Annotated in this window: 21 protein-coding genes; 11 read left to right on the top strand and 10 right to left on the bottom strand. The window is 69.9% G+C overall.

Going from position 1 to position 24,195, the window contains the following annotated elements:
* Nucleotides 1–253: 253 nt before the first annotated feature.
* The 3 genes from mdh to VFZ09_RS23535 all read right to left on the bottom strand — a co-directional run bounded on the left by mdh (nucleotide 254) and on the right by VFZ09_RS23535 (nucleotide 3,368).
* Nucleotides 254–1,195, bottom strand: a complete 942-nt coding sequence (gene mdh / locus VFZ09_RS23545) for a malate dehydrogenase (protein ID WP_329729882.1) — start codon at nucleotides 1,193–1,195, stop codon at nucleotides 254–256.
* Between the two features lie 22 nt (nucleotides 1,196–1,217).
* Nucleotides 1,218–2,513, bottom strand: coding sequence for an NADP-dependent isocitrate dehydrogenase (gene icd, locus VFZ09_RS23540; protein ID WP_329729881.1), 1,296 nt, complete (start codon nucleotides 2,511–2,513; stop codon nucleotides 1,218–1,220).
* 201 nt (nucleotides 2,514–2,714) lie between these two features.
* Nucleotides 2,715–3,368 (bottom strand): class I SAM-dependent methyltransferase, encoded by a 654-nt coding sequence (locus VFZ09_RS23535; protein WP_329729880.1) that lies wholly within the window; start codon nucleotides 3,366–3,368, stop codon nucleotides 2,715–2,717.
* A gap of 95 nt (nucleotides 3,369–3,463) precedes the next feature.
* Between VFZ09_RS23535 and VFZ09_RS23530 the strand changes: the two genes are divergently transcribed.
* A complete protein-coding gene (locus VFZ09_RS23530; RefSeq protein ID WP_329729879.1) occupies nucleotides 3,464–4,483 on the top strand; it encodes a DUF4105 domain-containing protein in 1,020 nt (339 codons plus the stop codon).
* Nucleotides 4,484–4,811: 328 nt separating this feature from the next.
* Nucleotides 4,812–6,485 (top strand): serine/threonine-protein kinase, encoded by a 1,674-nt coding sequence (locus VFZ09_RS23525; RefSeq protein ID WP_329729878.1) that lies wholly within the window; start codon nucleotides 4,812–4,814, stop codon nucleotides 6,483–6,485.
* Nucleotides 6,486–6,504: 19 nt separating this feature from the next.
* Here VFZ09_RS23525 and VFZ09_RS23520 read toward each other — a convergent pair whose 3' ends face one another.
* A complete protein-coding gene (locus VFZ09_RS23520; protein WP_329729877.1) occupies nucleotides 6,505–7,578 on the bottom strand; it encodes a type IV pilus twitching motility protein PilT in 1,074 nt (357 codons plus the stop codon).
* Nucleotides 7,579–7,821: 243 nt separating this feature from the next.
* Here VFZ09_RS23520 and VFZ09_RS23515 point away from each other — a divergent pair, with 243 nt between their 5' ends.
* A complete protein-coding gene (locus VFZ09_RS23515) occupies nucleotides 7,822–8,181 on the top strand; it encodes an STAS/SEC14 domain-containing protein (protein ID WP_329729876.1) in 360 nt (119 codons plus the stop codon).
* Between the two features lies 1 nt (nucleotide 8,182).
* Here VFZ09_RS23515 and menE read toward each other — a convergent pair whose 3' ends face one another.
* From menE to VFZ09_RS23485, 6 genes are read right to left on the bottom strand one after another with little or no spacing between them, the layout of a single operon-like run.
* Nucleotides 8,183–9,625, bottom strand: coding sequence for an o-succinylbenzoate--CoA ligase (gene menE / locus VFZ09_RS23510; protein ID WP_329729875.1), 1,443 nt, complete (start codon nucleotides 9,623–9,625; stop codon nucleotides 8,183–8,185).
* Nucleotides 9,625–10,779 (bottom strand): o-succinylbenzoate synthase, encoded by a 1,155-nt coding sequence (gene menC / locus VFZ09_RS23505; RefSeq protein ID WP_329729874.1) that lies wholly within the window; start codon nucleotides 10,777–10,779, stop codon nucleotides 9,625–9,627. The genes menE and menC overlap by 1 nt, the downstream gene beginning before the upstream one ends.
* Nucleotides 10,780–10,783: 4 nt before the next feature.
* On the bottom strand, nucleotides 10,784–11,695 hold the full coding sequence (locus tag VFZ09_RS23500; RefSeq protein WP_329729873.1) for a 1,4-dihydroxy-2-naphthoate polyprenyltransferase: 912 nt from the start codon (nucleotides 11,693–11,695) through the stop codon (nucleotides 10,784–10,786).
* 21 nt (nucleotides 11,696–11,716) lie between these two features.
* Nucleotides 11,717–12,592, bottom strand: a complete 876-nt coding sequence (menH, locus tag VFZ09_RS23495) for a 2-succinyl-6-hydroxy-2,4-cyclohexadiene-1-carboxylate synthase (protein ID WP_329729872.1) — start codon at nucleotides 12,590–12,592, stop codon at nucleotides 11,717–11,719.
* Entirely contained in the window at nucleotides 12,583–14,352 is a 1,770-nt protein-coding gene (gene menD, locus VFZ09_RS23490) for a 2-succinyl-5-enolpyruvyl-6-hydroxy-3-cyclohexene-1-carboxylic-acid synthase (RefSeq protein ID WP_329729871.1), read from the bottom strand. The genes menH and menD overlap by 10 nt, the downstream gene beginning before the upstream one ends.
* Nucleotides 14,345–15,646, bottom strand: a complete 1,302-nt coding sequence (locus VFZ09_RS23485) for an isochorismate synthase (RefSeq protein ID WP_329729870.1) — start codon at nucleotides 15,644–15,646, stop codon at nucleotides 14,345–14,347. Before VFZ09_RS23485 ends, menD begins: the two co-directional genes overlap by 8 nt.
* Nucleotides 15,647–15,775: 129 nt before the next feature.
* On the opposite strand from VFZ09_RS23485, the gene aroF reads away from it, so the two are divergent.
* The 8 genes from aroF (at nucleotide 15,776) to VFZ09_RS23445 (ending at nucleotide 23,944) form a co-directional block, all read left to right on the top strand.
* A complete protein-coding gene (aroF, locus tag VFZ09_RS23480; protein ID WP_329729869.1) occupies nucleotides 15,776–16,672 on the top strand; it encodes a 3-deoxy-7-phosphoheptulonate synthase in 897 nt (298 codons plus the stop codon).
* Nucleotides 16,669–17,358, top strand: a complete 690-nt coding sequence (ubiE, locus tag VFZ09_RS23475) for a bifunctional demethylmenaquinone methyltransferase/2-methoxy-6-polyprenyl-1,4-benzoquinol methylase UbiE (protein WP_329729868.1) — start codon at nucleotides 16,669–16,671, stop codon at nucleotides 17,356–17,358. The genes aroF and ubiE overlap by 4 nt, the downstream gene beginning before the upstream one ends.
* Nucleotides 17,339–17,941 (top strand): shikimate kinase, encoded by a 603-nt coding sequence (locus VFZ09_RS23470; protein WP_329729867.1) that lies wholly within the window; start codon nucleotides 17,339–17,341, stop codon nucleotides 17,939–17,941. Before ubiE ends, VFZ09_RS23470 begins: the two co-directional genes overlap by 20 nt.
* Nucleotides 17,938–19,215, top strand: a complete 1,278-nt coding sequence (locus tag VFZ09_RS23465; RefSeq protein WP_329729866.1) for a shikimate dehydrogenase — start codon at nucleotides 17,938–17,940, stop codon at nucleotides 19,213–19,215. The genes VFZ09_RS23470 and VFZ09_RS23465 overlap by 4 nt, the downstream gene beginning before the upstream one ends.
* A complete protein-coding gene (aroC, locus tag VFZ09_RS23460) occupies nucleotides 19,212–20,231 on the top strand; it encodes a chorismate synthase (protein ID WP_329729865.1) in 1,020 nt (339 codons plus the stop codon). Before VFZ09_RS23465 ends, aroC begins: the two co-directional genes overlap by 4 nt.
* A complete protein-coding gene (locus VFZ09_RS23455; RefSeq protein WP_329729864.1) occupies nucleotides 20,228–21,298 on the top strand; it encodes a 3-dehydroquinate synthase family protein in 1,071 nt (356 codons plus the stop codon). Before aroC ends, VFZ09_RS23455 begins: the two co-directional genes overlap by 4 nt.
* The gene (locus VFZ09_RS23450) at nucleotides 21,295–22,560 is read left to right on the top strand and encodes a 3-phosphoshikimate 1-carboxyvinyltransferase (RefSeq protein ID WP_329729863.1); all 1,266 of its coding nucleotides are present in this window, start codon (nucleotides 21,295–21,297) and stop codon (nucleotides 22,558–22,560) included. Before VFZ09_RS23455 ends, VFZ09_RS23450 begins: the two co-directional genes overlap by 4 nt.
* Before the next feature lie 88 nt (nucleotides 22,561–22,648).
* Entirely contained in the window at nucleotides 22,649–23,944 is a 1,296-nt protein-coding gene (locus VFZ09_RS23445) for a citrate synthase (protein ID WP_329729862.1), read from the top strand.
* Nucleotides 23,945–24,195 lie beyond the last annotated feature (251 nt).

Here is a 24,195-nt window from a genome sequence, read left to right as displayed (position 1 = left end):
CGGAGGACCAGACGCCTCTGGGGGGCAGGGCCAGCGCCGCGACTCCGCGAGCGCGACGCTCGGACCTCCGGTGCGAATGCTACCGGCTAGTTAACTGGTGAATTCAGCGAGCCGCAAAGATTACTGGAGCGGGGGGATAAGCCCGTTCCATCTCCGGCATCAGCCCCGCTCGTGGGGGAGTGAGGGTCGTCACGCCCTACCTGGGGGAAGACCCTCACCCCGGCCCTCTCCCAGGGGGAGAGGGGGATGCTGACTAGAGCTTCACTTCGCCGACGGTCTTCTTCACCGACTCGAAGGACTTGTTCATCTCGGCCTTCTCGGCGTCGTTGAGCTGCACCTCGACGATCTTCTCCACGCCGCCCGCGCCGATCTGCGTGGGGACGCCGAAGAAGTAGCCGTTGATGCCGTACTGCCCCTCGAGCAGGGCGGCGGCCGGCAGCACGCGCTTGCGGTCGAGCAGGTAGCTCTCCGCCATGGCGATGGAGCTGGAGGCGGGAGCGAAGTAGGCGCTGCCCGTCTTGTAGAGGTTCACCAGCTCGGCGCCGCCCTTGCGGGTGCGGTCGATGATGGCGTTCAGCTTGTCCGCGGGGATCAGCTGGGTGAGGGGCACGCCGCCCACGGTGCTGTGGCGGACCAGCGGCACCATGTCGTCGCCGTGGCCGCCGAGCACCAGGGCCTCCACGTCACGGATGGAGCAGTTGAGCGCCTCGGCCACGAAGCACTTGAAGCGGCTGGTGTCCAGCACGCCCGCCATGCCGACGACCATGTTCTTGGGCAGACCGGCGATCTTGTGGAGCGCGAACACCATCGCGTCCAGCGGGTTGGCCACGTTGATGACGAAGGCGTTGGGGCAGTGCTGCTTGATGTTGCCCGCCACGTCCTTCATGATCTTCAGGTTGACCTCGAGCAGGTCCTCGCGGCTCATGCCCGGCTTGCGGGGCACGCCGGCCGTGATGATCACCACGTCCGAGCCGGCCACGTCCTTCCAGTCGGTGGAGCCGGTCACGCGGCAGTCATAGCCGTCCACGGCGGACAGCTGGTTGATGTCCAGGGCCTTGCCCTTGACCAGACCCTCGGCCACGGGGATGTCGTAGAGGACGACGTCGCCGAGCTGCTTCTGCACCGCGAGCAGGGCCAGGTTGCCGCCGATCTGACCGCCGCCGATGAGACCAATCTTCTTCTTGGTGTGAGCCATGTGGGGTGTCTCCTCGTGACGACTACATGTTCTTGATGATGGCCTGGCCGAACTCCGAGCACTTCACCTCGGTGACGGTGCCCTGGCCCTCCTGGCGCATCAGGCGGGCGAAGTCGTAGGTGACCGTCTTGTTCGCGATGGCCTTGTCCATGCCCTGGATGATCAGGTCGGCGGCCTCGTTCCAGCCCATGTGGCGCAGCATCATCTCGCCGGAGAGGATGACCGAGCCCGGGTTCACCTTGTCCAGGTCCGCGTACTTGGGCGCGGTGCCGTGGGTGGCCTCGAAGACGGCGTGGCCGGTGACGTAGTTGATGTTGCCGCCCGGCGCGATGCCGATGCCGCCCACCTGCGCGGCCAGCGCGTCCGAGAGGTAGTCACCGTTGAGGTTCAGCGTGGCGATCACGTCGAACTCGTCCGGACGCGTCAGCACCTGCTGCAGGGTGATGTCCGCGATGGAGTCCTTGATGATGATCTTCCCGGCGGAGACCGCGGCCTTCTGCTCGGCGTTGGCGGCGTCCTCGCTCTTGGCGGCCTTGGTGGCCTCCCACTGATCCCAGGTGTAGACCTTGTCACCGAACTCGCGCACCGCCAGGTCGTAGCCCCACTTGCGGAAGGCGCCCTCGGTGAACTTCATGATGTTGCCCTTGTGCACGATCGTCACGCTCTTGCGCTTGTGCGTGATGGCGTACTCGATCGCGGCGCGCACCAGGCGCTCCGTGCCTTCCTTCGACACGGGCTTGATGCCGATGCCCACGCCCTCGGGGAAGCGGATCTTGCCGGCGTCCTTCGGGAACTCCTTCTTCAGGAACTCGAGGAACTTCGCGGCCTGGGGGCTGCCGGCCTCGAACTCGATACCGGCGTAGATGTCCTCGGTGTTCTCCCGGAAGATGGTCATGTCGACCTTCTCGGGGGTCTTCACCGGGCTGGGCACGCCCTTGAAGTAGCGGACGGGACGCAGGCAGACGTACAGGTCCAGCATCTGGCGCAGCGCGACGTTCAGCGAGCGGATGCCACCGCCCACCGGCGTGGTCAGCGGGCCCTTGATGCCCACCAGGTACTCGCGGAACGCGGTGACCGTCTCGTCCGGCAGCCAGTTGTTGACCGTCTTGAAGGCCTTCTCGCCGGCCAGCACCTCGAACCAGGAGATCTTCTTCTTGCCCTTGTAGGCCTTCTCCACCGCCGCATCGAAGACGGCCTGCGAGGCGCGCCAGATGTCGCGGCCAGTGCCGTCACCCTCGATGTAGGGGACGATGGGGTGATCCGGCACCGTCAGCTTGCCGTTCTGCAGGGTGATCTTCTCGCCGCTCGGAGGGGCCATGAACGAAGCTCCTGACACTTGGGATGGGTGTGACCTTGTGGGCGGCGGATGCTTTGCAACACTGGCCCCCCGCGTCAAGGACGTTCGGTTGCCCTCCGTGCGGCCTGACTTATCGGATCCAATCCCGGACAGCGCTGCGTCTCGACTGTCCTGAGTTCGTGGCCCTGTTTCCGGCCCTACCTCGGAAGACACCCCGCCCGCTCAGCGCCGCTCCACGTCCCACCAGCCAAAGTGCATCGTCCGCTGCTCCAGCAGCTGCACCCAGCCGGGCGCGTGCCCGTAGGTTCGCGGCAGGAGGTCCGCGGCCTCGAGGGCCCTCGCCGTCTCCGCGAAGGACCAGAAGTACAGCGTCACCTCCTGGTCCGCCGTCTGGATCCGGCGCCGGGCCTCCTCGTGCCCCTCCAGCCACGGACGCCGTTCGAGCACCGTGAAGAGCAGGCGCCCTCCTGGCCTCAGCGCCTCGGACACGTGGCCCAGGGTTCTCGCCAGGTCGTCGCAGAAGTCGAGGCACCCCACCGCCAGCGCCACGTCGAAACGGCCGAGTTCTGCGGGCACCGGCTCCCGATAGCTGTGTACCCGGTACTCGCCAGACGGCCGACCCTCGCGCGCACGCTCGAGCATCTCGGGTGAGAGATCCAACCCCACGACCTCTACGGTCGGCGCCAACTCCCGCGTCAGCTGGCCTGGACCGCATCCCACATCGAGCACCCGGCGGCCCGGTGACACCGTCTCCCCGAGGAACCGCTCCACCCTCCCCTCGTACCGGTGCAGCACGGGGAAGAAGGCCTCGTAGGCTCCGGCGATCTCTCCGTAGATACGCCGGACTCCCTGCTCCTGTTCGTCGGTGGTTGGCATCTCGCGCGCGAGCGTAGACCCTCACCCCTCCCCTCTCCCAGAGGGCGAGGGAGTTACGCGAATCGAGCGGTCATGACCGATACTCCCGGCCGTTCATGCGACTTCTCTCCCTCGCCGGTCCGCTCGTCCTCCTCGCCCTCGGCATGGCGTGGCTCGTCCCCGCCGTCCTCCTCACCGGCGGCGGTCCCCAGGGCATCCCCTGGTGGCGGTACGTTGTGCTCCTCTTGCTCGTCCTGGCCGTGGGTCTCGCCTGGCTCCTGGGCTCCCGGGGGATCGCGCTCGGGATACTCGCCGTGCTCTGCGCCGCCGTGTTCGTCTGGACGCGCACCGTGCGGCCCTCGCTCACCCGCGACTGGGCTCCGGATCTCGTCCGCACCGCCCGCGCCGAGGTCCAGGGCTCCCTCGTCACCCTCCACGACATCCGGAACTTCCGCTACCGCAGCACCACCGACTGGGACGCCTCCTGGTACTCCGCCACCTACGACACCCGGGACCTCGTCCGCGCCTGGTTCATCGTCGAGCCCTTCTCCGGCTTCGAGGGCGCCGCCCACACCATGGTCAGCTTCGAGTTCTCCGGCGATCGCTTCGTCTCCTTCTCCGTGGAGATCCGCCGCGAACACGGGGAGACGTACTCGGTCCTCGGCGGCCTGTTCCGCCAGTACGAGCTCATCTACGTCGTCGGCGACGAGCGCGACCTCATCCAGCTGCGCAGCAACCACCGCCGCGATGACGTCTACCTCTACCCCGTCCGCGCCTCCCAGGAGCGCACCGTCGCCTTCTTCCTCGACATGGTGCAGCGCATGCGCGACCTCCAGGCCCGGCCCGAGTTCTACAACTCGTTCACCAACAACTGCACCACCAACCTCGTGCGGCACCTCGAGAAGGTCAGCGAGACCAACGTCCCCTACGATCACCGCACCCTGCTGCCCGCCTACTCCGACTCGCTCGCCCTCGCGCTCGGGTTGATCGACTCCGACGTGGGCCTCGCCGAGACGCGCGAGCGCCATCGCATCAACACGCTCGCCCTCGCCGCCCAGGACCGCGACGACTTCCCGCTGCGCATCCGCGGGCGGACCCCGGCCGCGACTCCCGCCGCCGCGGCCTCGGGCCCCTGATCCACTTCGCACCCCGGCTCACCGCAGGCGGGTCAGCACCGCTCCCTCGGGTCCGAAGTTCCTCCACACCGCCACGTAGAGCTCCTGAAGTTCCGTGGGGCTCAGCCCTTCGCTCATCTCTCCCCGCTTGGACACGCGAGCCGGTGAGGATGGGACATCGTTTTTTTCGTGCCCGCATGTCCGCTCACCATGTGGCCCTGCGAGCCGCTCCATGCCCTTCCCATCCACGAGCGCACAGGCCTACTTCCCAGGTCTGGTGGACACTGTCGGAATGTTGAATACTCCGGGAGCCATGCAACAAGTAGTTTCCCAGAATACCTCTGGTTCGATGGGCTCCCAGCTCCTCGCCGACTACCTGCGCGAGGATGGCGCCGCGCGCGAGGCCGATGTCGCCCGCTTCATCTGCTCCGCCGCGGCGTGCTTCGTGCTCGCCACCCTCCTGCTCGGACCCGCCATCGGCTGGCCCCGCGCCCTCGCCGTGGCCAGCATGGCCGCGGCCTACGGTGTCTATTACGGCGTCCTCTCCCGGGTGCTCCAGCGCGGGTGGTTCCATCCCGCCATCTGCTGGTTCAACGTCAGCCTGGAGATCTTCGTGGGTGTCTTCGAGTTCCTGCTCGACCTGCACTTCGAGAACGCCGAGCAGGCCCTCACCAACCCCACCTCGCTCCTGTGGGGCGCGTTCATCATCCTCGCGTCCATGCGCTCCAACCGGAGGCTGGCCATCTTCGCCGGAGCCCTCGCCGCCACCGCGTCCCTGCTCCTGTACTGGCTGCTGGCCTGGCCCCGGCTGCAGGCCCCCGTGCCCCTGATGCTGTCTCCGCCGCTCATCACCCTGCGCGCCCTGTACCTGCTGCTCACCGGCTGTGTCGCGGCGCTCGTGGCCAACCACCTGCTGCGCAAGGCCGAGGAGGCGCTGCGGGCCGTGCGCGCCCGGGATCTGCTCGGCAAGTACTTCCTCCACGAGCGGCTGGGCGTGGGCGGCATGGCCGAGGTCTTCCGCGCCACCTACAGCCCCGAGGGCGGCTTCGAGAAGCGCGTGGCCCTCAAGCGCATCCTCCCGAGCCATGCCGGGGATCCCCACTTCGTCACCCTCTTCCGGCGCGAGGCCGAGCTGGGCTCGCTGCTGCACCACCCCAACATCGTCCAGGTGCTCGACGTGGGCCGCTTCGGCGACACCTGCTTCATGGCCATGGAGTTCATCGAGGGCGTGTCATTGCGCGAGCTGCTCCGCGCCCGAGGCCCCCTCCCCCTGGCCGCGGTGACGTACCTGGGCGCCGAGCTCGCCGCCGGGCTCGACTACGTCCACCACCGCACCGCGAGCGATGGCACGCCGCTCAACCTCGTGCACCGGGACATCAACCCGCCCAACATCCTCCTGTCCCGCATCGGCGAGGTGAAGCTGGGGGACTTCGGCATCGCCCGCGCGGCCCACCACGTCTCGCTCACGCTCGCGGGCCGGGTCGTCGGCAAGCCCGGGTACATGGCCCCGGAACAGGCCCGCGCCGAGCCGTTCGACGCCCGCGCGGATCTGTTCGCGCTCGGCCTCACCTTGTACGAGGCCCTCACCGGCCGCCGCGTCATCCCCTGCGAGGCGCGTCAGGATCCCCGCTGGGGCTTCACTCCGAAGCTCTTCCCTCCTCCGTCCGCCTTCCGCCCGGAGGTGTGTCCGCTCCTGGATGCCATCGTCCTGGAGCTGCTCCAGTGGGATCCGCGCGAGCGCACTCCGGGGGCCCTGCGGCTGCGGGAGCAGCTGTGCTCGCTGACCGACGAGGCCGCGCCCTATCCCCAGGGCCAGGCCCTGCTCGCCCGCGCCGTCCACGAGGCGCTCGCCAGCAGGCCCGCGGAGCCCGCCGTCACGCAGATGCCCCAGGAGTCCGCGCCGCGGGGAGTCCGGCCGCGGCCCCCGGGTCCGGTGCCGGCGAGGAACCTGGCCCAGACACGGCTCGACTTCCGGCCGTCCCGCCCCGTCCCCGCCGTCGCGGGCGATCGCACGCGACGCTGAGGGACAGAGCCCTCCGCGCTCACTCGAACTCGAGCGCCCGCTGGAAGTCCGCCGGGTTGGTGGCCGCGCTCTGCGCCGTCTCCAGGGTGATCTCCCCCTGCTTGTAGAGGTAGCTCAGGTGCTGATCGAAGGACTGCATGCCGAACATGTCCCGGCCCTTCTCGATCACGTCCTTGAGCTCGTTGGCCCGGTCCTCGCGGATGTACTGCTCCACCGACTTGGTCTGGACCATGATCTCCAGCGCCACGGTGCGCCCCTTGCCGTCCGCCTTCGGCAGCAGCCGCTGCGAGATGGTCGCCTTGAGGCTGTCCGCCAGGCGCATGCGCACCATCGACTGCTCCTCGGCGGGGAACACCGAGATGAGCCGGTTGATGGTTCGCGACGCGTCCGTCGTGTGCACCGTGGAGAGCACCAGGTGCCCCGTCTCCGAGGCCTTGAGCGCGATGTCGATCGTCTCCGTGTCGCGCATCTCGCCCACGAGGATGACGTCCGGATCCTGGCGCAGCGCGGCGCGCAGGGCGATGGCGAAGTTCTCCGTGTCCGGGCCGATCTCCCGCTGCGAGATGGAGGACTTGATGTTCTTGTAGATGAACTCGACCGGGTCCTCGATGGTGAGGATGTGCAGGTTCTCGGTGCGGTTGATCTGATCGATCATCGCCGCGAGCGTGGAGCTCTTGCCCGAGCCCGTGGCTCCCGTCACCAGCACGAGGCCACGATCGTTGGCGGCGATCGTCTTGAGCACCTGCGGCAGCCCCAGCCCGTCGATGGTGGGGATCTCATCCGGGATGATGCGCAGGATGCACGCGAGCGTGCCCCGCTGCCGGTAGATGTTCACCCGGAAGCGCGCCACCCCGGGCAACCCGTAGGAGGTGTCGTACTCCTGCAGGCTGTCGAGCTGGGTCTTCGTCAGCGGATCGCTGATGATGTGGAGCGCGACCTGTTTGGTGTGGTCCGGATGGAGCTTCTCCATCTTCAGCGGTCGCAGCACTCCATTGACCCGGTAGATGGGAGGATCGCCCGGCCGGAAGTGGATGTCCGAAGCGCCATTCTGCACGCCGACCGTGAGCAGCTTGTTGAGCGTTGCCTGATCCACTGGGGAATGACCTCTCTCGTCGGCCGGGGATTCTAGGCAAGCCCTCCGGCCCCGCCAAGAAGATGACGGGGATTCCCCCACACTTCCGCCCCCTTGCCCCCTTCTCTGTTTTTCACCAGGCCGTCACACCTGGGGCATCTGGCACGCGGTAGGAATTCCGAGTAGGACATTGCCCCGTTCTCCGGCTCCGTTCAGGCGAGGCTCACCCTGTTCCAGGTCAAGGTCGATCAGTCGAACACGCTCGTGGAAGTCACCCTGGAAGGGTCCATCCGCGCGGAGGAGATGCAGCAGTTCGTCGAGCAGGCCGTGAGCGCCGTGAAGTCGCTCGCGGAGGGCGGGCGCATCGTCAGGGCCCTGGCCGACCTGCGCCACCTGAAGACCACCTCGCCCGAGGCGGCGGAGCTCCTGCGCCAGGGCCAGGAGGCCGCGATGCGGGCCGGCATGCGGCGCATCGCCGAGGTCGTCGGCAGCGAGCTCACCGCCCTCCAGCTCAACCGCATCGCCCGCGGCAGCGGCATGGACCGCATCCTCCGCCGCTTCCCTGGCGAGCCGGAGGCCCGCTCCTGGCTCCTCGCGGCCGACGACGCGCTCGACGCCGCGTGACTCAGGCCCCCCGGGCCCGCTCGCGCAGCACCGTCCGCTCCACCTTGCCCATGGCGTTGCGCGGCAACGCCTCGATTCCCAGGAAGCGCGCCGGTACCTTGAAGCCCGCCAGCGACTCGCGGCACCAGGCTCCCAGCTCCTCCGGCACGGGCAGCCCGTCGCGGGTGGCCACGAACGCCACCGGAACCTCGCCCCAGCGCTCGTCCGGCACGCCCACCACCGCCGCCTCCTGCACCGCCGGGTGCGCCGCCAGCACCGCCTCCAGCTCCGCCGGGTAGATGTTCTCCCCTCCCCGGACGATCAGGTCCGTCCTCCTCGACAGCACCGTCAGCCGGCCCCGCTCGTCCAGCACCCCCACGTCCTTCGTCCTCAGCCAGCCGTCCCGGAATGCCTCGCGCGTGGCCTCGGGCCGGTTCAGGTAGCCCGCCATCACCGTGGGGCCGCGGACCTCGATGTCCCCTTCTCGCCCTGACGCCAGGGGCTCGCCTCCGGGCCCCACGATGCGCACCTGCAACCCCGGGAGGGGACGGCCCGCGGTACGCCCGTCCGCCTCGTCCGGGCTCTCCGTGGTCACCTGCGCGCAGGCCTCCGTCAGCCCGTAGGTCTGGAGCCCCTGGATTCCCGCCGCCCTCGCTCGGGCCAACAGTGGCGCGGAGACAGGGCCTCCGCCAATCAGGGCACACCGGAACGTGGCCGGGACGGGGCGATCCTTCCGCGCCTCCAGCACCCGCTCCAGGGTGGTGGCCACGAAGCTCGCGTGCGTGACGCCTTCCTCGTCGATCGCCCGGTTGGTGTCCTCCGCGTCGAAGCGCTCCCTCAGCACCAGGCAGCCTCCGTCGTACGCGGTGCGCGTGAGCATCCCCAGGCCCCCCACGTGGAAGAGTGGCAAAGTGCCCAGCCAGTGCGGCGCCGGGTGGGAGCCCAGGTTCGCCTCGGACGCCCGCGCCGAGGCCCGGAAGTTCCCCTCCGTCAGCACCGCCCCCTTCGGCCGGCCCGTCGTCCCCGAGGTGAAGAGGATGACTCGGGGGGTCTGTGCCTCCTGTGGCGCGCAGTCGGGCACGGGGGTGGTCACCGTGTCCGTGAAGGTCTCGAGGGGCTCGGCTCCCGGGAGGCGCTCCGCCAGTCCCGTGAGCGCCAGGGTGAGCCTCGGGGACACGTCCTCGCGCAGGGGCTGGAGCTCCGCTCGCGTGAGCCTCGCGTTGAGCGGCGCCAGCACCGCTCCGATGCGTCCGAGTGCGAAGAAGAGTTGCGCCACCGCCGCGTGGTTCGTCGCGAGCAGCGCTACGCGATCTCCTGGTTTCACGCCCCGCGACTGGAGCGCGGCCACCCACCGGCCCACCTCGGTGTCCAGCTCACGGTACGTCCACCGGTGGTTCGCGAAGGTGAGCGCTGGCGCCTCCGGCCTCGTATCGGCGCCGGTTCGGATGGGGCACGTCCACTGCATCAGTTCACTCCCTGGCCCGGTGTCCGCAGAAGCTGGATCCGGCCTCGCACCGGGCGGAATGGATGGTTCCCGGGCTCGTCCTTGAAGAGGTGTCCCACCCCGAGCCCCGATGCGTACCTCCCCGAGGGCAACGCCGCCGCCAGGTGCGCCGCTCCCGCTCTCGCGATCACCCCGTCCAGCGAGCTCGTCACGTAGGAGCCCATGCCTCTGCTCGCCGCCTCTCGCGCCAGCTTCAGTGTGGGGAGCAAGCCGCCCAGTACCATCGGCTTGAGCACCAGGATCTTCACTGTGCTGGGGTGGTTCAGGATGTGCCTCGTGGCCTCGGGGAGGCACAGGGATTCGTCTGCAGCCAGTGGGCAGGGAGTGTGCTCGCTGAGGCGCGCCAGGGCCTCGGTGTTCTCCGGCGCCACCGGTTGCTCGCATAGCTCGAGGTCGTAGCGGCTCAGGGCTTCGAGCGCGGCTCTCGCCTCTGGCTCCGTCCAGGCCCCGTTCGCGTCCACTCGCAGGCGGATGGTGTTTCCCACCTCGCTTCGCACGGCGGACAGTCTTGCCACGTCCTCCGCCAGGGGGCGCCCGGCGACTTTGATCTTCAGCGTTTCGTAGCCCTCCGACACCGCCCGGAGCGCCTCTTCCGCGAGATTCCGCGGCGATGTGGCTCCCAGGAGCGCGTTGACGTGGAGGTCTGTTCTTGCGTCCACCGAGAGCAATTGGCTCAGGGGGAGACCCCGGCGCTGGGACTCGAGATCCAGGAGCGCTTGTTCCACGGCGTGTCTCGCCGCGGGTACCCGGGTGGGAAATCCCTCACCCCAGCCCTCTCCCAGAGGGAGAGGGAGCAGACACGGATCCAACCTGGGAGCCGTGGCACCCTCACCCCGTCCCTCTCCCGGCGGGCGAGGGGTTATTGGGCTCGGTGTGGCGATGTTGGTGACAGTGCGCACCTTCGCCAACAGCTCGTTCAGGGTCCGCTCGCAGTCGCTCGGCGACTCCGTGCCGAACTCCTCCAGCGGCATCGCCTCCCCCTGCCCGACCCTCCCCTCCTCGTCCTCCAACCGCACCACGAAACCCTCTCGCGCCTCGTAGGTGCCCCTCGCCGTCCTCAGCGGGTTCACCATCTCCAGGCGCAGCGCGTGGAGGGCCGTCTTCGTGATGCGCATCGCCCTACCTCAGGTACAGCCCCACCGAGAACAACAGGCCGAACACCAGCTGCAGCCGCGCCGTCCCGCCCAGCGCCGGGTTCAACGCCGCTCCCTGCGCTCCCAGCACCAACTTCAGCGGCGGCACCGCCACCGGTGCGCTCAGCAGCGCCAACAGCACCCACGGGCTCGCCAGCCCCAGGCCCCACATCGCCAGCGGCGTCGCGAACGCCGCCACCAGCAGCACCACGTACTCCGCCTTGCCCGCCGTCGTGCCGAAGCGCACCACCAACGTCCGCTTCCCCGCCTTCACGTCCGTCGTCGCGTCGCGCAGGTTGTTCACCACCAGCAGCGCCGTTCCAATCGCCCCCACCGGAATCGCCGCCCACCACGCCGCCGGGCTCACCGTCAGCGCCTGCACGTAGAACGTCCCCGGCACCGCCACCAGCCCGAAGAAGAGGAAGACGAACACGTCTCCCAGCCCATGGTACGCCAGTGGGAACGGGCCTCCCGTGTACGCGTACCCCGCCGTCACCGACGCCAGCCCGATCGCCACGATCGGCCAGCCCCCCTCCACCACCAGGTACACCCCCGTCGCCACCGCCAGCCCGAAGCACGTCAGCGCGCTCGCCAGCACCACGCCCGGGGCAATCAGCCCGCTCTGCGTCACCCGCTGCGGCCCCAGCCGCTCCTCCGTGTCCGCGCCCTTCTTGAAGTCGTAGTAGTCGTTCGTCAGGTTCGTGCCGATCTGGATCAGCATCGCCCCCACCAGCGCCGCCAGGGCCGGCAGCCACCGGCCCACGCCCAGCCCGTACGCCAGCGCCGTTCCCACCATCACCGGCACCAACGCCGCCGTCAGCGTCTTCGGCCTCGCGGCCATCAACCACGTCTTCAGGGTGGGGCGGGGCGCCTCCACCGCGGGTGCAATCGCGTTCATGGAATCAATGGCTCTCGGCAACTAGCCGTTGCCCCCCGCCGCGCTCTTGTCGGGCACGGGGATCTCGGGCACGGCGTTCTCGAACTCGGGGGACTCGTACCAGGGCGTCTGCAGGAAGGAGAGCACCTCGCGCGCGTACTCCTCCGGCACTTCCAGATGCGGGGCGTGCGTGCAGTCCTCGAACGTGCGCCGCCACACCACCGGCAGATCCACCGCCATCCTCCGGGCGATCTGCGTGAACTTCTCGTCCTGCGCCCCCGTCAGCAGCAGCGTGGGCAGCCGCTGGCGCTGCAGCTCCGGCCAGTAGTCCGGCTGCACCGCCAGGCCCAGGCACTCCAGCGCCCCCACCAGCCCCTCCACCGTGCACTGGTGGCGCCGCGCCCGGAGCTCCGCCTGCTGCTCCGCCGGCAGCTTGCGCACCCCCGCGAACAACGGCAGCGACTCCCAGTACTCCATGAAGGCCGGCACGCCCTTCTGCCGCAGCATGGCCGCCAGCTGCGCGTCACTCACGCGCCGCTCCGTCCGATGCTGGCGCCGGTGCAGCCCCGGCGAGCCACTCTCCATGATGAGCCGCCCGAAGCGCTCGGGCCGGCTCAGCGCCGCCGCCAACGCGAAACGCGCGCCCTGCGAGTACCCGAGCAGGTTCGCTTTCGGCTCCCCCACCTCGTCCAGCACCCGGAACACCGCGTCGATCGTCTCCAGGAAGCCGTCGCGTCCCGTCCTCGTGGGCAGCGGCGTCTCCCCATGCCCCGGCAGATCCACCGCGATGGCGCGCACCTTGCCGCTCATCAACGGCCTCAGGTGATCGAACGCCGACCGGTTCCCCGTGAAGCCATGCAGGAGGAGGAGCGGGTACGGACCCTCTCCCCACGTCTCGTACGCCATCTTCAGAGCCATGGGCCTTCTCCCAGTGCGGCCGCCATCCTCGCGAACAGCTGCCGGTGCAGATCCACGTTCCTCGCCCGCTCCGCCACCTTCACTTCAATGAGGTGGACCCCACCCTTGAGCCCTTCGGCCACGGCCGACCGCAACGACGCGGGCGAGTCCGGACGCCGGAAGCGGGCCTGGTAGAGCCCCGCCGCGTGCGACAGGTCCACCCCGTGCGGCGTGCCCCACAACGGCTCGTAGTGCGACTTCACACCCTCGGCCTGGGCGATGGGAAGGAAGGAGAAGATGCCTCCTCCGTCATTGTTCACCACCACCACCGTCAGTGGCACCCCGCCGCGGCGCGCCGTCAGCAGCCCGCCCACGTCGTGCAGGAAGGCCAGATCTCCCGTCAGCAGCACCGTGGGCCGCCCCGATGCCGCCGCCACGCCCAGCGCGCTCGAGACGATGCCGTCGATGCCGTTGGCGCCCCGGTTGGCGAGCACCCGCAGCCCCCGGCCCATGGACGGCGCGAAGGCGTCCACGTCACGAATGGGCATGCTGCTGGACACGAAGAGGTTCGCCCCGTCCGGCATCGCCGCCACCACGTCGTGCGCGATGCGCATCTCCGTCAGCGAGGAATCCTCCGAGAACGCCGACTCCAGCGCCGCCCGCGTCCACTGCTCGGCCCACAGGAAGCTCCGCGCCCAGGGGCCCAGGCCCCTCGAGAGCCCCTGGCTCAGCGCCTCGCACGCCGCCACCGCCGAGCCCTCCACCACCCGCGACGCACGGTGCGCCGGATCGTAGAGCCCTCCCTCGTCGCTGAAGACCACGATCTCCGCGCCCGAGCCGTCGATCCACGCCTGCGGCCCCTTGGGCGTCAGGCCTCCGCCGAAGCGCAGCACCAGCTCCGGCCGGTGCGCCCGGGCGAAGGGCTCGTGCCGCAGCATCGCGTCGTAGAGCGACACCGTGGCCGGGCCACCGCCGTAGCGCGCCTGGGAGGTGGCCTCGGCCAACACCGGGTAGCCGGTGGCCTCGGCCAGCGAGGCGATCGCCTCCGCGAAACCATCGTTCTCGTCCCGGGGTCCGCAGACGATGACGCCCCGCTCGGTGGCCGCCACCCGCGCGCGAATCTCCTCCAGGACCTGCGCATCCGGCTGGCGCGCCGGCGGGACGATGCGCGTCAGCGGCGCTCCCGGCCTGCCCTCCCGCGCCAGCGAGGAGAGGTGCTTGGCATCGAAGGTGCCCGGCGTGGGCGCGAGCGGCTCGCGGAACGGCACGTTGAGCTGCACCGTGCCCCGGGGCGCCCGCGAGGCCACGGAGACGGCCCGGGCCACGGTGGCGCGCAGGTGCACCAGCGCCGCATCGTCCGCCTCCGGCAGGCCCACGTCCGCGTACAGCCTCGCGAAGTCCCCGAAGAAACGCGCCTGCGGCACCGTCTGCGGCGCGCCCCACCCCTGCAGCTCCAGGGGCCGGTCCGCCGTCAGCACCACCAGCGGCACCTGCGACATGGCCGCCTCGATGACCGCCGGGTAGAAGTGCGCGCCCGCCGTTCCACTCGTGGCCACCAGCACCACCGGCGCCCGCGACTGCTTGGCCAGCCCCAGCGCGAAGAAACCGGCGCTGCGCTCGTCGATGACGGACCAGGCGCGCAGCCCGTCCGCCCGGGCACAGGCCAGCGCCAGGGGCGAGGAGCGTGAACCCGGGCACACCACCGCGTGCCTCACGCCTCCCCGAACCAACTCCTCCACCAATGCCCGCGCCCACAGTTGATTCAGGTTGGCGTCAGACATGTCCTCCTCCGAGCGCGCGCAGCATGGCCAGGCTCTTCATCTCCGTCTCGCGCCACTCCGCCTCGGCGCTTGAGCCCGCCACGATACCAGCACCCACGAAGAGTCGAGCCTGGGATCCCTTGATGCGCGCCGAACGCAGCGCCACCATCTGGTGCGCCCGCCCGGGTCCTACCCATCCGACCGGCCCCGCGTACCAGCCGCGATCCAACGCCTCGTGCTCCACCAGGAACTCCAGTGCGCGCTCCCGGGGCGTTCCTCCCACCGCCGGTGTGGGATGCAGCGCCGCCACCAGCTCGGCCACCCCCACGCCCTCGCGCAGCTCGGCGCGGATGCCCGTGCGCAGGTGCGCCACGTTCTTCAAGGTGAGCAGCGCCGGCTCCGCGTCCGCCTCCAGCTGCTCCGTCAGCGGCTTGAGCGCCCGGAGGATGTAGCGCACCACCGCCTCGTGCTCGCGAAGGTCCTTGTCGCTTCCCCCCAGCGCCCCGGCCTGCGCGGGCGCCGCCGAGCCGGCCAGCGCCTCCGTCTCCAGATGACGCCCCTCCACCCGGCACAGCGTCTCCGGCGTGGCGCCCAGGAAGGCCGCTCCGTCCGGCGCCCGGAAGAGGAAGGTGGCACAGCGCGGGTTCTGCTCGCGCAACCGGGCCAGCACCTCCACGCGATCAAAGGAGGACTCGCCCTCCACCTCCACCGCCCGGGCCAGCACCACCTTCTGGAGGCCCCCGGCGTTGATCGTCTCCACCGCCCGCTCCACCCGTCCCTCGAAGTCCGGCCGCGACGAGGCCAGCCGCAGCGCCTGCGAGCCATTCCGGGCCTGACGGTGTCCCGCGGGGAAGTTCGCCCCCACCCGTCCCAACAGCGAGCGCACCACGTCCTCGGCCCCGGGGCCCTCGGGAGCGAAGGCCGCCACCATCAGGCCCGGGCCCTCGCGCCACACCACCACCTCGGGCAGCGTCCACCGCCCGAAGCCGAACGCCCCCCACCCCGAGTCCCCGCCCGCCGTCGAGAAGCGCATGCCCCCGAACCAGGGTCCCGGCAGCGCCGCGGGCGCCTCGCCCAGCCACCGCACCGAGTCCAGTGCCGACAGCTCCCGGAGCACCGCCTGGGCCCGCGCCCCACTGCTGGCCTCCACCGAGGCCGCCTCGCCCCACCCCGCCATCGCCTCGCCCGCGAGCGGGCGCTCCCAATAGACGGACGGCTCCCCCAGCACCTCCGCCCCCGCGAGCGGATCCACCGCGGCCAGGGACATCGTCCCCGCCACCCAGTGGCCTCCGTCACCGCGTCCGAGCGTCGTCATCTCCGGTCCTCATCGAGGTCGCGCCACCAGCCGAGGCAGCAACCTCTTGTTGTTCTGTACGGCGGTTTGGCTATACAAGCATCACGGGGTTCAAAACAACGTGAACTCCACAGGGAATGGGAGGCGGCCGTGAGCGGCAAGCCAGGTGAGGAGGGCGGAAGTCCGCCCCGAGAAGGTACGCCCCGGGTAGCCCGGGCCTGGAAGCCCCAGGGCACGCGTGTCCGTGTAGGACAGGTGGAGCTGGGAGGCCCTGGTTTCGTGGTGATGGCGGGCCCCTGCGCCGTGGAGGGCATGGAGCAGACGGAGCACACCGCCTCCGCCGTGGCCGCCGCCGGTGCCCACATCCTTCGCGGTGGGGTATTCAAGCCTCGCACCAGCCCCTACTCCTTCCAGGGCATGGGAGAGCCGGGCCTGCGCGTGCTGGCAGAGGCGGCGCGCAAGGTGGGCCTGCCCATCGTCAGCGAGGTGATGGAGTCCACGCAGATTCCACTGATGGAGGACTCCGTGGACGTTCTCCAGGTGGGCGCGCGCAACATGCAGAACTTCCCGCTGCTGCGGGCGCTGGGGAAGACGCGCAAGCCGGTGCTGCTCAAGCGGGGCCTGGCGGCCACGTTCCAGGAGTGGCTGCTGGCGGCCGAGTACGTGCTCGACGGGGGCAACGAGCAGGTCATCCTCTGTGAGCGCGGCATCCGCACCTTCGAGACGGCCACGCGCAACACGTTGGACCTGGCGGCGGTGGCGCTGGCGAAGCAGCGCACGCACCTGCCGGTCATCGTGGATCCGTCGCACGCCACGGGCGAGCCGGACCTGATTCAGCCCATGGCGCTGGCGGCGGCGGCGGCCGGGGCGGACGGGTTGATCATCGAAGTGCATCCGCGGCCCGAGCAGGCCCTGTGTGACGGGCAGCAGGCCCTCACGCCGGAGCGCTTCCAACATTTGATGCGGCGGCTGCCGGGTGTCCTGGCCGCCGTGGATCGTCACCTTTGGAGGCCGGAGTTCCCGGCCCATGTCGTGGGGGCTCGATGAGCGCCGAAGTCCAGCGGATGTTCTCCTCCATCGCCACGCGGTACGACGTGACGAACGAGGTCCTGTCTTTTGGTATCCACCGGCTGTGGCGCCGCGCGGCCGTGCGGCTCAGTGGCGCGCGGGAGGGCAGCTCCGTGCTCGACTGCGCCACCGGCACCGGAGACCTGGCGCTGGCCTTCAAGCGCAAGGTGGGCGCCTCGGGCCGGGTGGTGGGCACCGACTTCTGCAAGGAGATGCTGGACAACGCTCCGGCCAAGGCCGCTCGCGAGGGGCTCCAGGTGGAGTTCCAGGTGGCCGATGCCATGGCGCTGCCCTTCGCGGACGCCTCCTTCGACGTGGCCTCCATCGCCTTCGGCATCCGCAACGTGGATGATCCGGTGAAGTGCTTGAAGGAGATGGCCCGGGTGGTGCGCCCCGGCGGCCGCGTGGTGGTGCTCGAGTTCGGCCAGCCCACGGGGCTCTTCGGGGGGCTGTTCCGCCTCTACAGCAGGGTGATCATGCCCGCCATCGGCGGCCTGCTCACCGGCAACCGGGCGGCCTACGAGTACCTGCCTCGGACCTCCGCCGCCTTCCCGGCCGGTGAGAAGTTCCTCTCACTGATGGATCAATCCGGCTCCTACAAAGAAAGGGTGGCCCATCCGATGACGTTCGGGACATCCTACGTCTATGTCGGGACCGTCCGCTGAGCAGAAACAGCAACTCGTCCAGCGCATCCTCGGAGCCGTGGATCCACGGCTCGCGCCTGCGCTGAAGGAGGAGCTCGCCCGGCCCGGCCCCCAGCTCCTGCCCACGCCCGGGCAGACGGTCGCCATCGCCGGGCATCGCTCCGCCGGCAAGACGCGCCTGCTGCCCCTGGTGAGCGCCCTGCTGGGCAAGCAGGGGTTGGATCTGGATGTCGAGCTCGAGCGCCGCTCGGGCCGCGGCCTCCGGGATTGGGTGGCGCAGGACACCAACGGCTTCCGCGAGGCGGAGCGCGGCCTGTTCCTGGAGCTGCCGCGAGGCTCCGTCGTCGCCCTGGGCGGTGGCTTCCTGTCGCATCACCCGGAAGCGCTCCAGTCCTGCTACACCCTGCTCGTGCCCATCTCCTTCGAGACGTACCGCGAGCGGCTCCTCGCCGACAAAACGCGCCCCCGGTTGCGTCCCGGTATGTCCCTGGAGGAGGAGCTTCATTCCATCTACCACCAGCGCCAGGTGCTCCACGCGGCCGTGCCCACCGTGAGCCTCGCCGACTTCCTCCGCGCTTTCGTGTCCCCCGGGAGCCAGCCATGACGCCGGCCCGCCGCGTCGTCACCCTCCCCCCGAGCCTCCGCGGCCCCGACGCCCTGCGCTTCGCCACCGAGGCCCGGAGCCGGGGCGCCGATGTGCTGGAGGTGCGCACGGATCTGCATCCCGCCGAGGCGGTGGATGCCTCGGCACTCGCGGGCATCCTGGAGCTGCTGGTGTCCGAGCGCGGCACGCCCCTGCCTCCCGCGTGGGTGGCCGCCGCCCGGTGGGTGGATCGGGATGTCGTTCATGCTGGAGATCTCGCGGCTCCGGCCGGGAAGCTGCTGGCCTCGCATCATGCCGAGCGGCCCCTGTCCACCGAGGAGGCCCTGCGCCTGTGGGACGTGGCGCTTCCGAGTGGTTCGCTGGTGAAGCACATCGAGCCGCTCGGCGTGGAGTCTCGCGAGCGGATCTCCGTGCTGCTGGAGACCCAGGCCCGGTTGAAGGCCCGTTTTGGTGAGGGGCGGGTCACGGTGCTCGCGATGGGGCCCACGGCGCTTCCTGTCCGTGCCGTGCTCGCCCGGCGCAATGTGCTCGATTACGTCGCCGTGGGCGGTGATTGGAAGGCCGCTCCGGGACAGCGGTTGCTCGCGGATGCGGTCCGGGAGGCTCGGCACCCTCACCCCGTCCCTCTCCCGGAGGGCGAGGGGATATTGAGCCGATTGGGGATTCTGGGGACCTCGATCGTCCACTCGCGCTCGCCTCGCATCCACCGCCAGCCCTTCGATCGCATCGACATCCCAGAGGACGCTCCCGTCGAGGCCCTCGTCGACGCCCTCCTCCCCCACTACCGCGGCTTCGCCGTCACCAGCCCCTTCAAGATCCGCCTCGCCCGGCACACCGGCTCGCCGCTCGACGCCATCAACACCCTCGTCCGCCGCCGCGACCGCTGGGAGTCCTTCAACACCGACACCGCGGGCGCTCGCTCCGTCCTCGAGCGGCTCGGGTCCAAGGATGTATTCGTCCTCGGTGACGGGGGCGCCAGTGCCGCCATCCGCGTCGTGGGCGCCGAGCTGGGCTCTCAGCTCCGCTTCCTGCGCCGCGCGGAGATTTCAGGACCCCTCTCCGGCGCTGGCATCTGGACCTGGCCGGATCGCATCACCCCACCCGACACCCTGCGCTTCGAGGGCGCCCGCGTCGCCGTCATCGCCTACGGAGCACCGGCGCGCCGCATCGCCATGGAAATCACCCGCCGCGGGGGGACTCCGCTGCTCCTCGGCGCGGCCTGGTTCATCGCCCAGGCCCGACAGCAGCGCGCCCTCTGGGAGACCGCTTCATGAATACGATTGGCACCCTCTTCCGCCTCACCACCTTCGGCGAGAGCCACGGCCCCGCGCTCGGCTCCATCATCGATGGCTGTCCGGCGGGCATTCCCCTCGAGCGTGAGCTCATCCAGACCGCGCTCGATCGCCGCCGCCCCGGCCAGTCCGCGCTCGTCACCGCGCGCTCCGAGCCGGATCAGGTGGAGATCCTCTCCGGCGTCTTCGAGGGCAAGACGCTCGGCACGCCCATCGCGGCCATCGTGCGCAACACGAACCAGCGCTCCGGGGACTACGACAAGCTCAAGTCCGAGGACCGTCCCGGCCACGCCGATGCCGTCTGGCGCGAGCGCTTCAAGCACCGGGACCACCGCGGTGGTGGGCGCACCAGCGGCCGGGAAACGCTCTGCCGCGTCATCGGAGGCGCCGTGGCCGAGGCCTACCTGGCCCAGTCCTTCCCCGGGGTGCGCACCGTCGCCTGGGTGTCGCAGGTGGGCAACCTGGCGTCCGCGGTGCCCGCGCCCGGCCTCACCCGCGCCATGGTGGACGAGCACCCGACCCGCTGCCCGGATCCGGTGGCCCGCGAGGAGATGTCCCGGCGCATCCTCGCCGCCAAGGAGGCCGGAGACAGCCTCGGTGGGTGCATCGACATCCGCGTCGACGGCCTGCCCGTGGGCCTCGGCGAGCCCATCTTCGGCAAGATGAAGGCGCTGTTCGCGCACGCGCTGGGCAGCGTGGGCGCCGTCACCGGCGTCGTCTGGGGCCCGCCGGATCTGCTCTCGCGGATCGAACAGCCCGGCAGCGTCTTCCACTCCCAGAAGGACACCTACGGCGGCATCCAGGGTGGCCTGGCCAATGGCGAGCCCGTCGCCCTGCGCGTCTTCTTCAAGCCTCCGGCCACGCTCGCGGACCACGCGAAGGGCGGGCGACATGATCCCTGCATCATGCCGCGCGCCGTGCCCGTGCTGGAGTCCATGGTCTCGCTCGTGCTGGCGGACCTCGTCCTTCAACTCAACGCCCGGCCCCACTCCGCATGATCCAGCTCTCTCCTGGCGCCTACCGTCACGCCACCGACCGGTGGGGCTCCTTCAAGCGTCTGTGCGCCACCCTTCCCGAGGGCAGCTTCGCCGTCGTGGATCGCCGGGTGGCCCGCCTGCACCCCACCCTCATTCCCGCCCTCAAGGCCCGCAAGCCCCACACCATCGTGCAGCTCGCTGGCGGTGAGAGCGCGAAGACCTTCGAGGCCCTGGAGCAGTTGATGGCCGCGGGCCTGTCGATGCCGCGCTCGGGCACGCTGATCGCCATCGGCGGAGGCACCATCGGCGATGTGTCCACGGTGGCCGCGCACCTGCTGAAGCGGGGCGTGCGGCTGGTGCAGGTGCCCACCACGCTGCTGGCGGCGGTGGACAGCAGCCTGGGCGGCAAGGGCGCGGTGGACATGACCGTGCGCGGCCGCGTGGTGAAGAACCCGGTGGGCGTCTTCCACTACGCCGACGAGGCGTGGCTGTGCCCCGAGTTCTACGAGAGCCTCTCGGACACGCAGCGGCGCGAGGGCTCGCTCGAGGCCTGGAAGATGGTGGCCAGCCTCGACGAGGAGCTCTTCCGCGCCTACAAGCGCCGGCCGCCCGCGCTGGAGCGGATGGTGAAGGACGCGCGGCGCCTCAAGGAGTCCGTCTGCGCGCAGGATCCGTACGAGCAGCAGGGACTGCGGCGGGTGCTCAACTTCGGCCACACCTTCGGGCACGTGCTGGAGAGCGTCTCGCAGTTCAAGCTGTCTCACGGGGACGCGGTGGGTCTCGGCATGTTGTGCGCCATGGACGTGGGGCGCGCCATGGGCGTCACCCCCGAGGACGTGGCATCGCAGGTGGAGGACGCGCTGCACCGGGGGCCGGGAGTGCTCGGCCGGGAGCGGACGGCGGCCCTGCTCGAGCGCGCGGCGCTCAAGGACGTGATGGCCCTGCTGGCCGCGGACAAGAAGACGGGCAGCGCGGGCGAGTTGCGGATGGTGCTGCTCACCGACGTGGGCCGCGCCGAGGTGCGTGACGTCTCCGCGGACGTGTGGCGCGCGCTGTGGCCGGCCTGGACCCGAGGAGTTCGCCCATGAGTCAGATGCACGTCGATCCGAGCCAGCTCACCCCGGCGGTCCTCACGCCGCCCATCTCCAAGTCGGACGCGCAGCGGGCGCTGGTGCTGGCGCACCTCACGGGCGCCTGGCCCCTGCCCGTGCTCCAGGAGGAGCCCGAGCACTACCTGCCCGCGGACGTGCACGTGCTGACCCGGGGCATCAACACCCTGCGCCAGCCGCCCGGCACCGTGCGTGACGTGGACTGCGCGGATGGCGGAGCCCCCTTCCGCATCTTCGTCACGCAGGCCGCGGTGACGCCGGGCACACACGTGCGTGTCACGGGAACGCCCCGGCTCGGAGAGCGGCCCCATGGCCCCCTCTTCGAGTCCCTGCGCGAGGCGCTCGGCCCCTCGGGGCTGGTGCTGAAGGAGGGCACCCCCTGGCCGGTGGAGATCCAGGCGCCCGGCAAGACGGGAGAGCCCGTCTTCCGCGTCCCGGGAGCGCAGAGCAGCCAGTACGCCTCCAGCCTGCTGCTGGGCTGTGCGGCCCTGTACCTGCGCGAGCGCCGCCCGTGGCGGGTGGAGATCATCGGCCCGCTGACGAGCGCGGGCTACCTGGAGCTCACCGTCTCCTGGCTGCGCCGCTTCGGTTTCACCGTGCAGGTGCGGGAGGGCCGCTTCGAGGTGACGGACTACCGGGCCCCCGAGCGCACCCCGGCGATGCCGGGTGACTGGTCCTCCCTGGGCTACCTGCTGCTCATCTCCTGGCGGACGGGCGGGAGCGTGGAGCGGGCGGACCTCGACAGCGCGCACCCGGATCAGGCGCTGGTGCGGCTGGTGGAGCGCGCGGGCCTGAAGGCGGTTCCCGGCGAGGGCCCCAACACCCTGCGGATGACGGGGACGGCCCGGGACGGGCTGGTGGCCTCGGGGACGGAGTGCCCGGATCTGCTGCCCACCCTGGCCGCGCTGGCCCTGGTGCTGCCGCGCCCCTCCACCCTCACGGACGTGGGGGTGCTGCGCCTCAAGGAGAGCGACCGGCTGGAGGGAATCCGCACCCTGGTGTCCGCTTTTGGAGGCACCACCCACCTGGAGGGCGAGACGTTGACAATCCACCCTCCTAACTCCCATCCGCCGCGCTTCTCCATGGACAGCAAGGGAGATCACCGCCTGGCCATGGTCGCGGCTACTCTCTCCGTCCTATCCGGTGTGCCCCTCTCCCTCACCGGACCTGAATGCGTGGAGAAGAGCTTCCCGGGCTTCTGGCGGCAGTTGGAGCGCACAGGAGTTCGACTCACGTCTTGAACGGGCGATGCCCGGGGGGAAACGCGGCCTCCCCGGGTGCGGTTCTTTTTTGTTGAAAGCGCTCTGCCGCCTGTGAAAAGTCCCGCCCATGGCAAAGGAAACGCTGACGATCACGGACAATCGGACCGGGAAGACGTACGAGGTCCCGATCGAGAACGGCTGCATTCGCACCAACGCTCTGCGCCAGATCAAGGTCTCCGAGGAAGACTTTGGCCTGATGGGTTACGACCCGGCGTTCCTGAACACGGCCAACTGCAAGAGCGCCATCACCTTCATCGACGGTGACAAGGGCATCCTCGAGTACCGGGGCTACCCCATCGAGCAGCTCGCGGAGAAGTCCTCGTTCATCGAGGTGGCCTACCTCCTGCTCAACGGCGAGCTGCCCACGCCCAAGCAGCTCGAGGAGTTCAACTACCTCGTCACGCACCACACGTACGTGCACGAGAACATCAAGACGTTCATGGACGGGTACCGCTACGACGCGCACCCCATGTCCATGCTGTCCTCCACGGTGGCGGCGCTCTCGGGCTTCTACCCGGACGCGAAGAACACCAAGGACGAGCGCAGCCGCCGCATCCAGATGACGCGGCTCATCGCGAAGATGCCCACCATCGCGGCGTTCTCCTACCGCCACAGCATGGGCCTGCCCTACGTCTACCCGGACAACGATCTGTCCTACGTGGGCAACTTCCTGGCGATGATCCGGAAGATCGGCACCACGACGTACAAGGTGAACCCCACGCTGGAGAAGGCGCTGGACGTGCTCTTCATCCTGCACGCCGACCACGAGCAGAACTGCTCGACCACGTCGGTGCGCACGGTGGGCTCCTCCGAGGTGGATCCCTACTCGGCGGTGGCGGCGGGCATCGGGGCGCTCTACGGCCCGCTGCACGGCGGTGCCAACGAGGCCGTGCTGCGCATGCTGCGCGAGATCGGCCACGTGTCGAAGGTGCCGGACTTCATCAAGGCGGTGAAGACGGGCGAGGGTGAGAAGAAGCTGATGGGCTTCGGTCACCGCGTGTACAAGTCCTACGATCCGCGCGCCAAGGTCATCAAGCGCGTGGCGGACGAGGTCTTCGAGGTGACGGGCAAGAACCCGCTGCTCGAGATCGCCGTGGAGCTGGAGAAGATCGCGCTGCAGGACGAGTACTTCGTGAAGCGCAAGCTGTACCCGAACGTGGACTTCTACTCGGGCCTCATCTACGAGGCGATGGGCTTCCCGGTGGAGATGTTCCCGGTGCTGTTCGCCATTCCGCGCACGGTGGGTTGGGTGACCCAGTGGGAGGAGATGGTGAAGGATCCGGAGCAGAAGATCGCGCGTCCGCGTCAGGTCTACACGGGCTCCAAGCGCCGCGACTACGTGGCGATGAAGGACCGCAAGTAGTCCGAGCACCAGCCAGCGAGGAGAGGGCGAACACCCTCTCCCTCTGGGAGAGGAGCCCCCCGTCGTTCAAAGGGGGGGCAAGCCCCCCGGGGTGAGGGTCAGCGGACCCACGCCTTGGCCCTCTTGGCGTTTCAGGCCCCCTACCCCGCCCGGGCCGACACCGCGGGCTCGTCCGAGTACAGGGAGTCGATGAGATCCTTGTACCGGGCCTCAATGAGCTGGCGGCGCATCTTCATGCTGGGGGTGAGCGC

The sequence above is a fragment of the Archangium sp. genome (assembly GCF_036277355.1).
GTDB lineage: Bacteria > Myxococcota > Myxococcia > Myxococcales > Myxococcaceae > Archangium.
The sequence above is the reverse complement of the archived record's forward strand: the minus strand, read 5'-3'. Positions and strand labels throughout refer to the sequence as shown.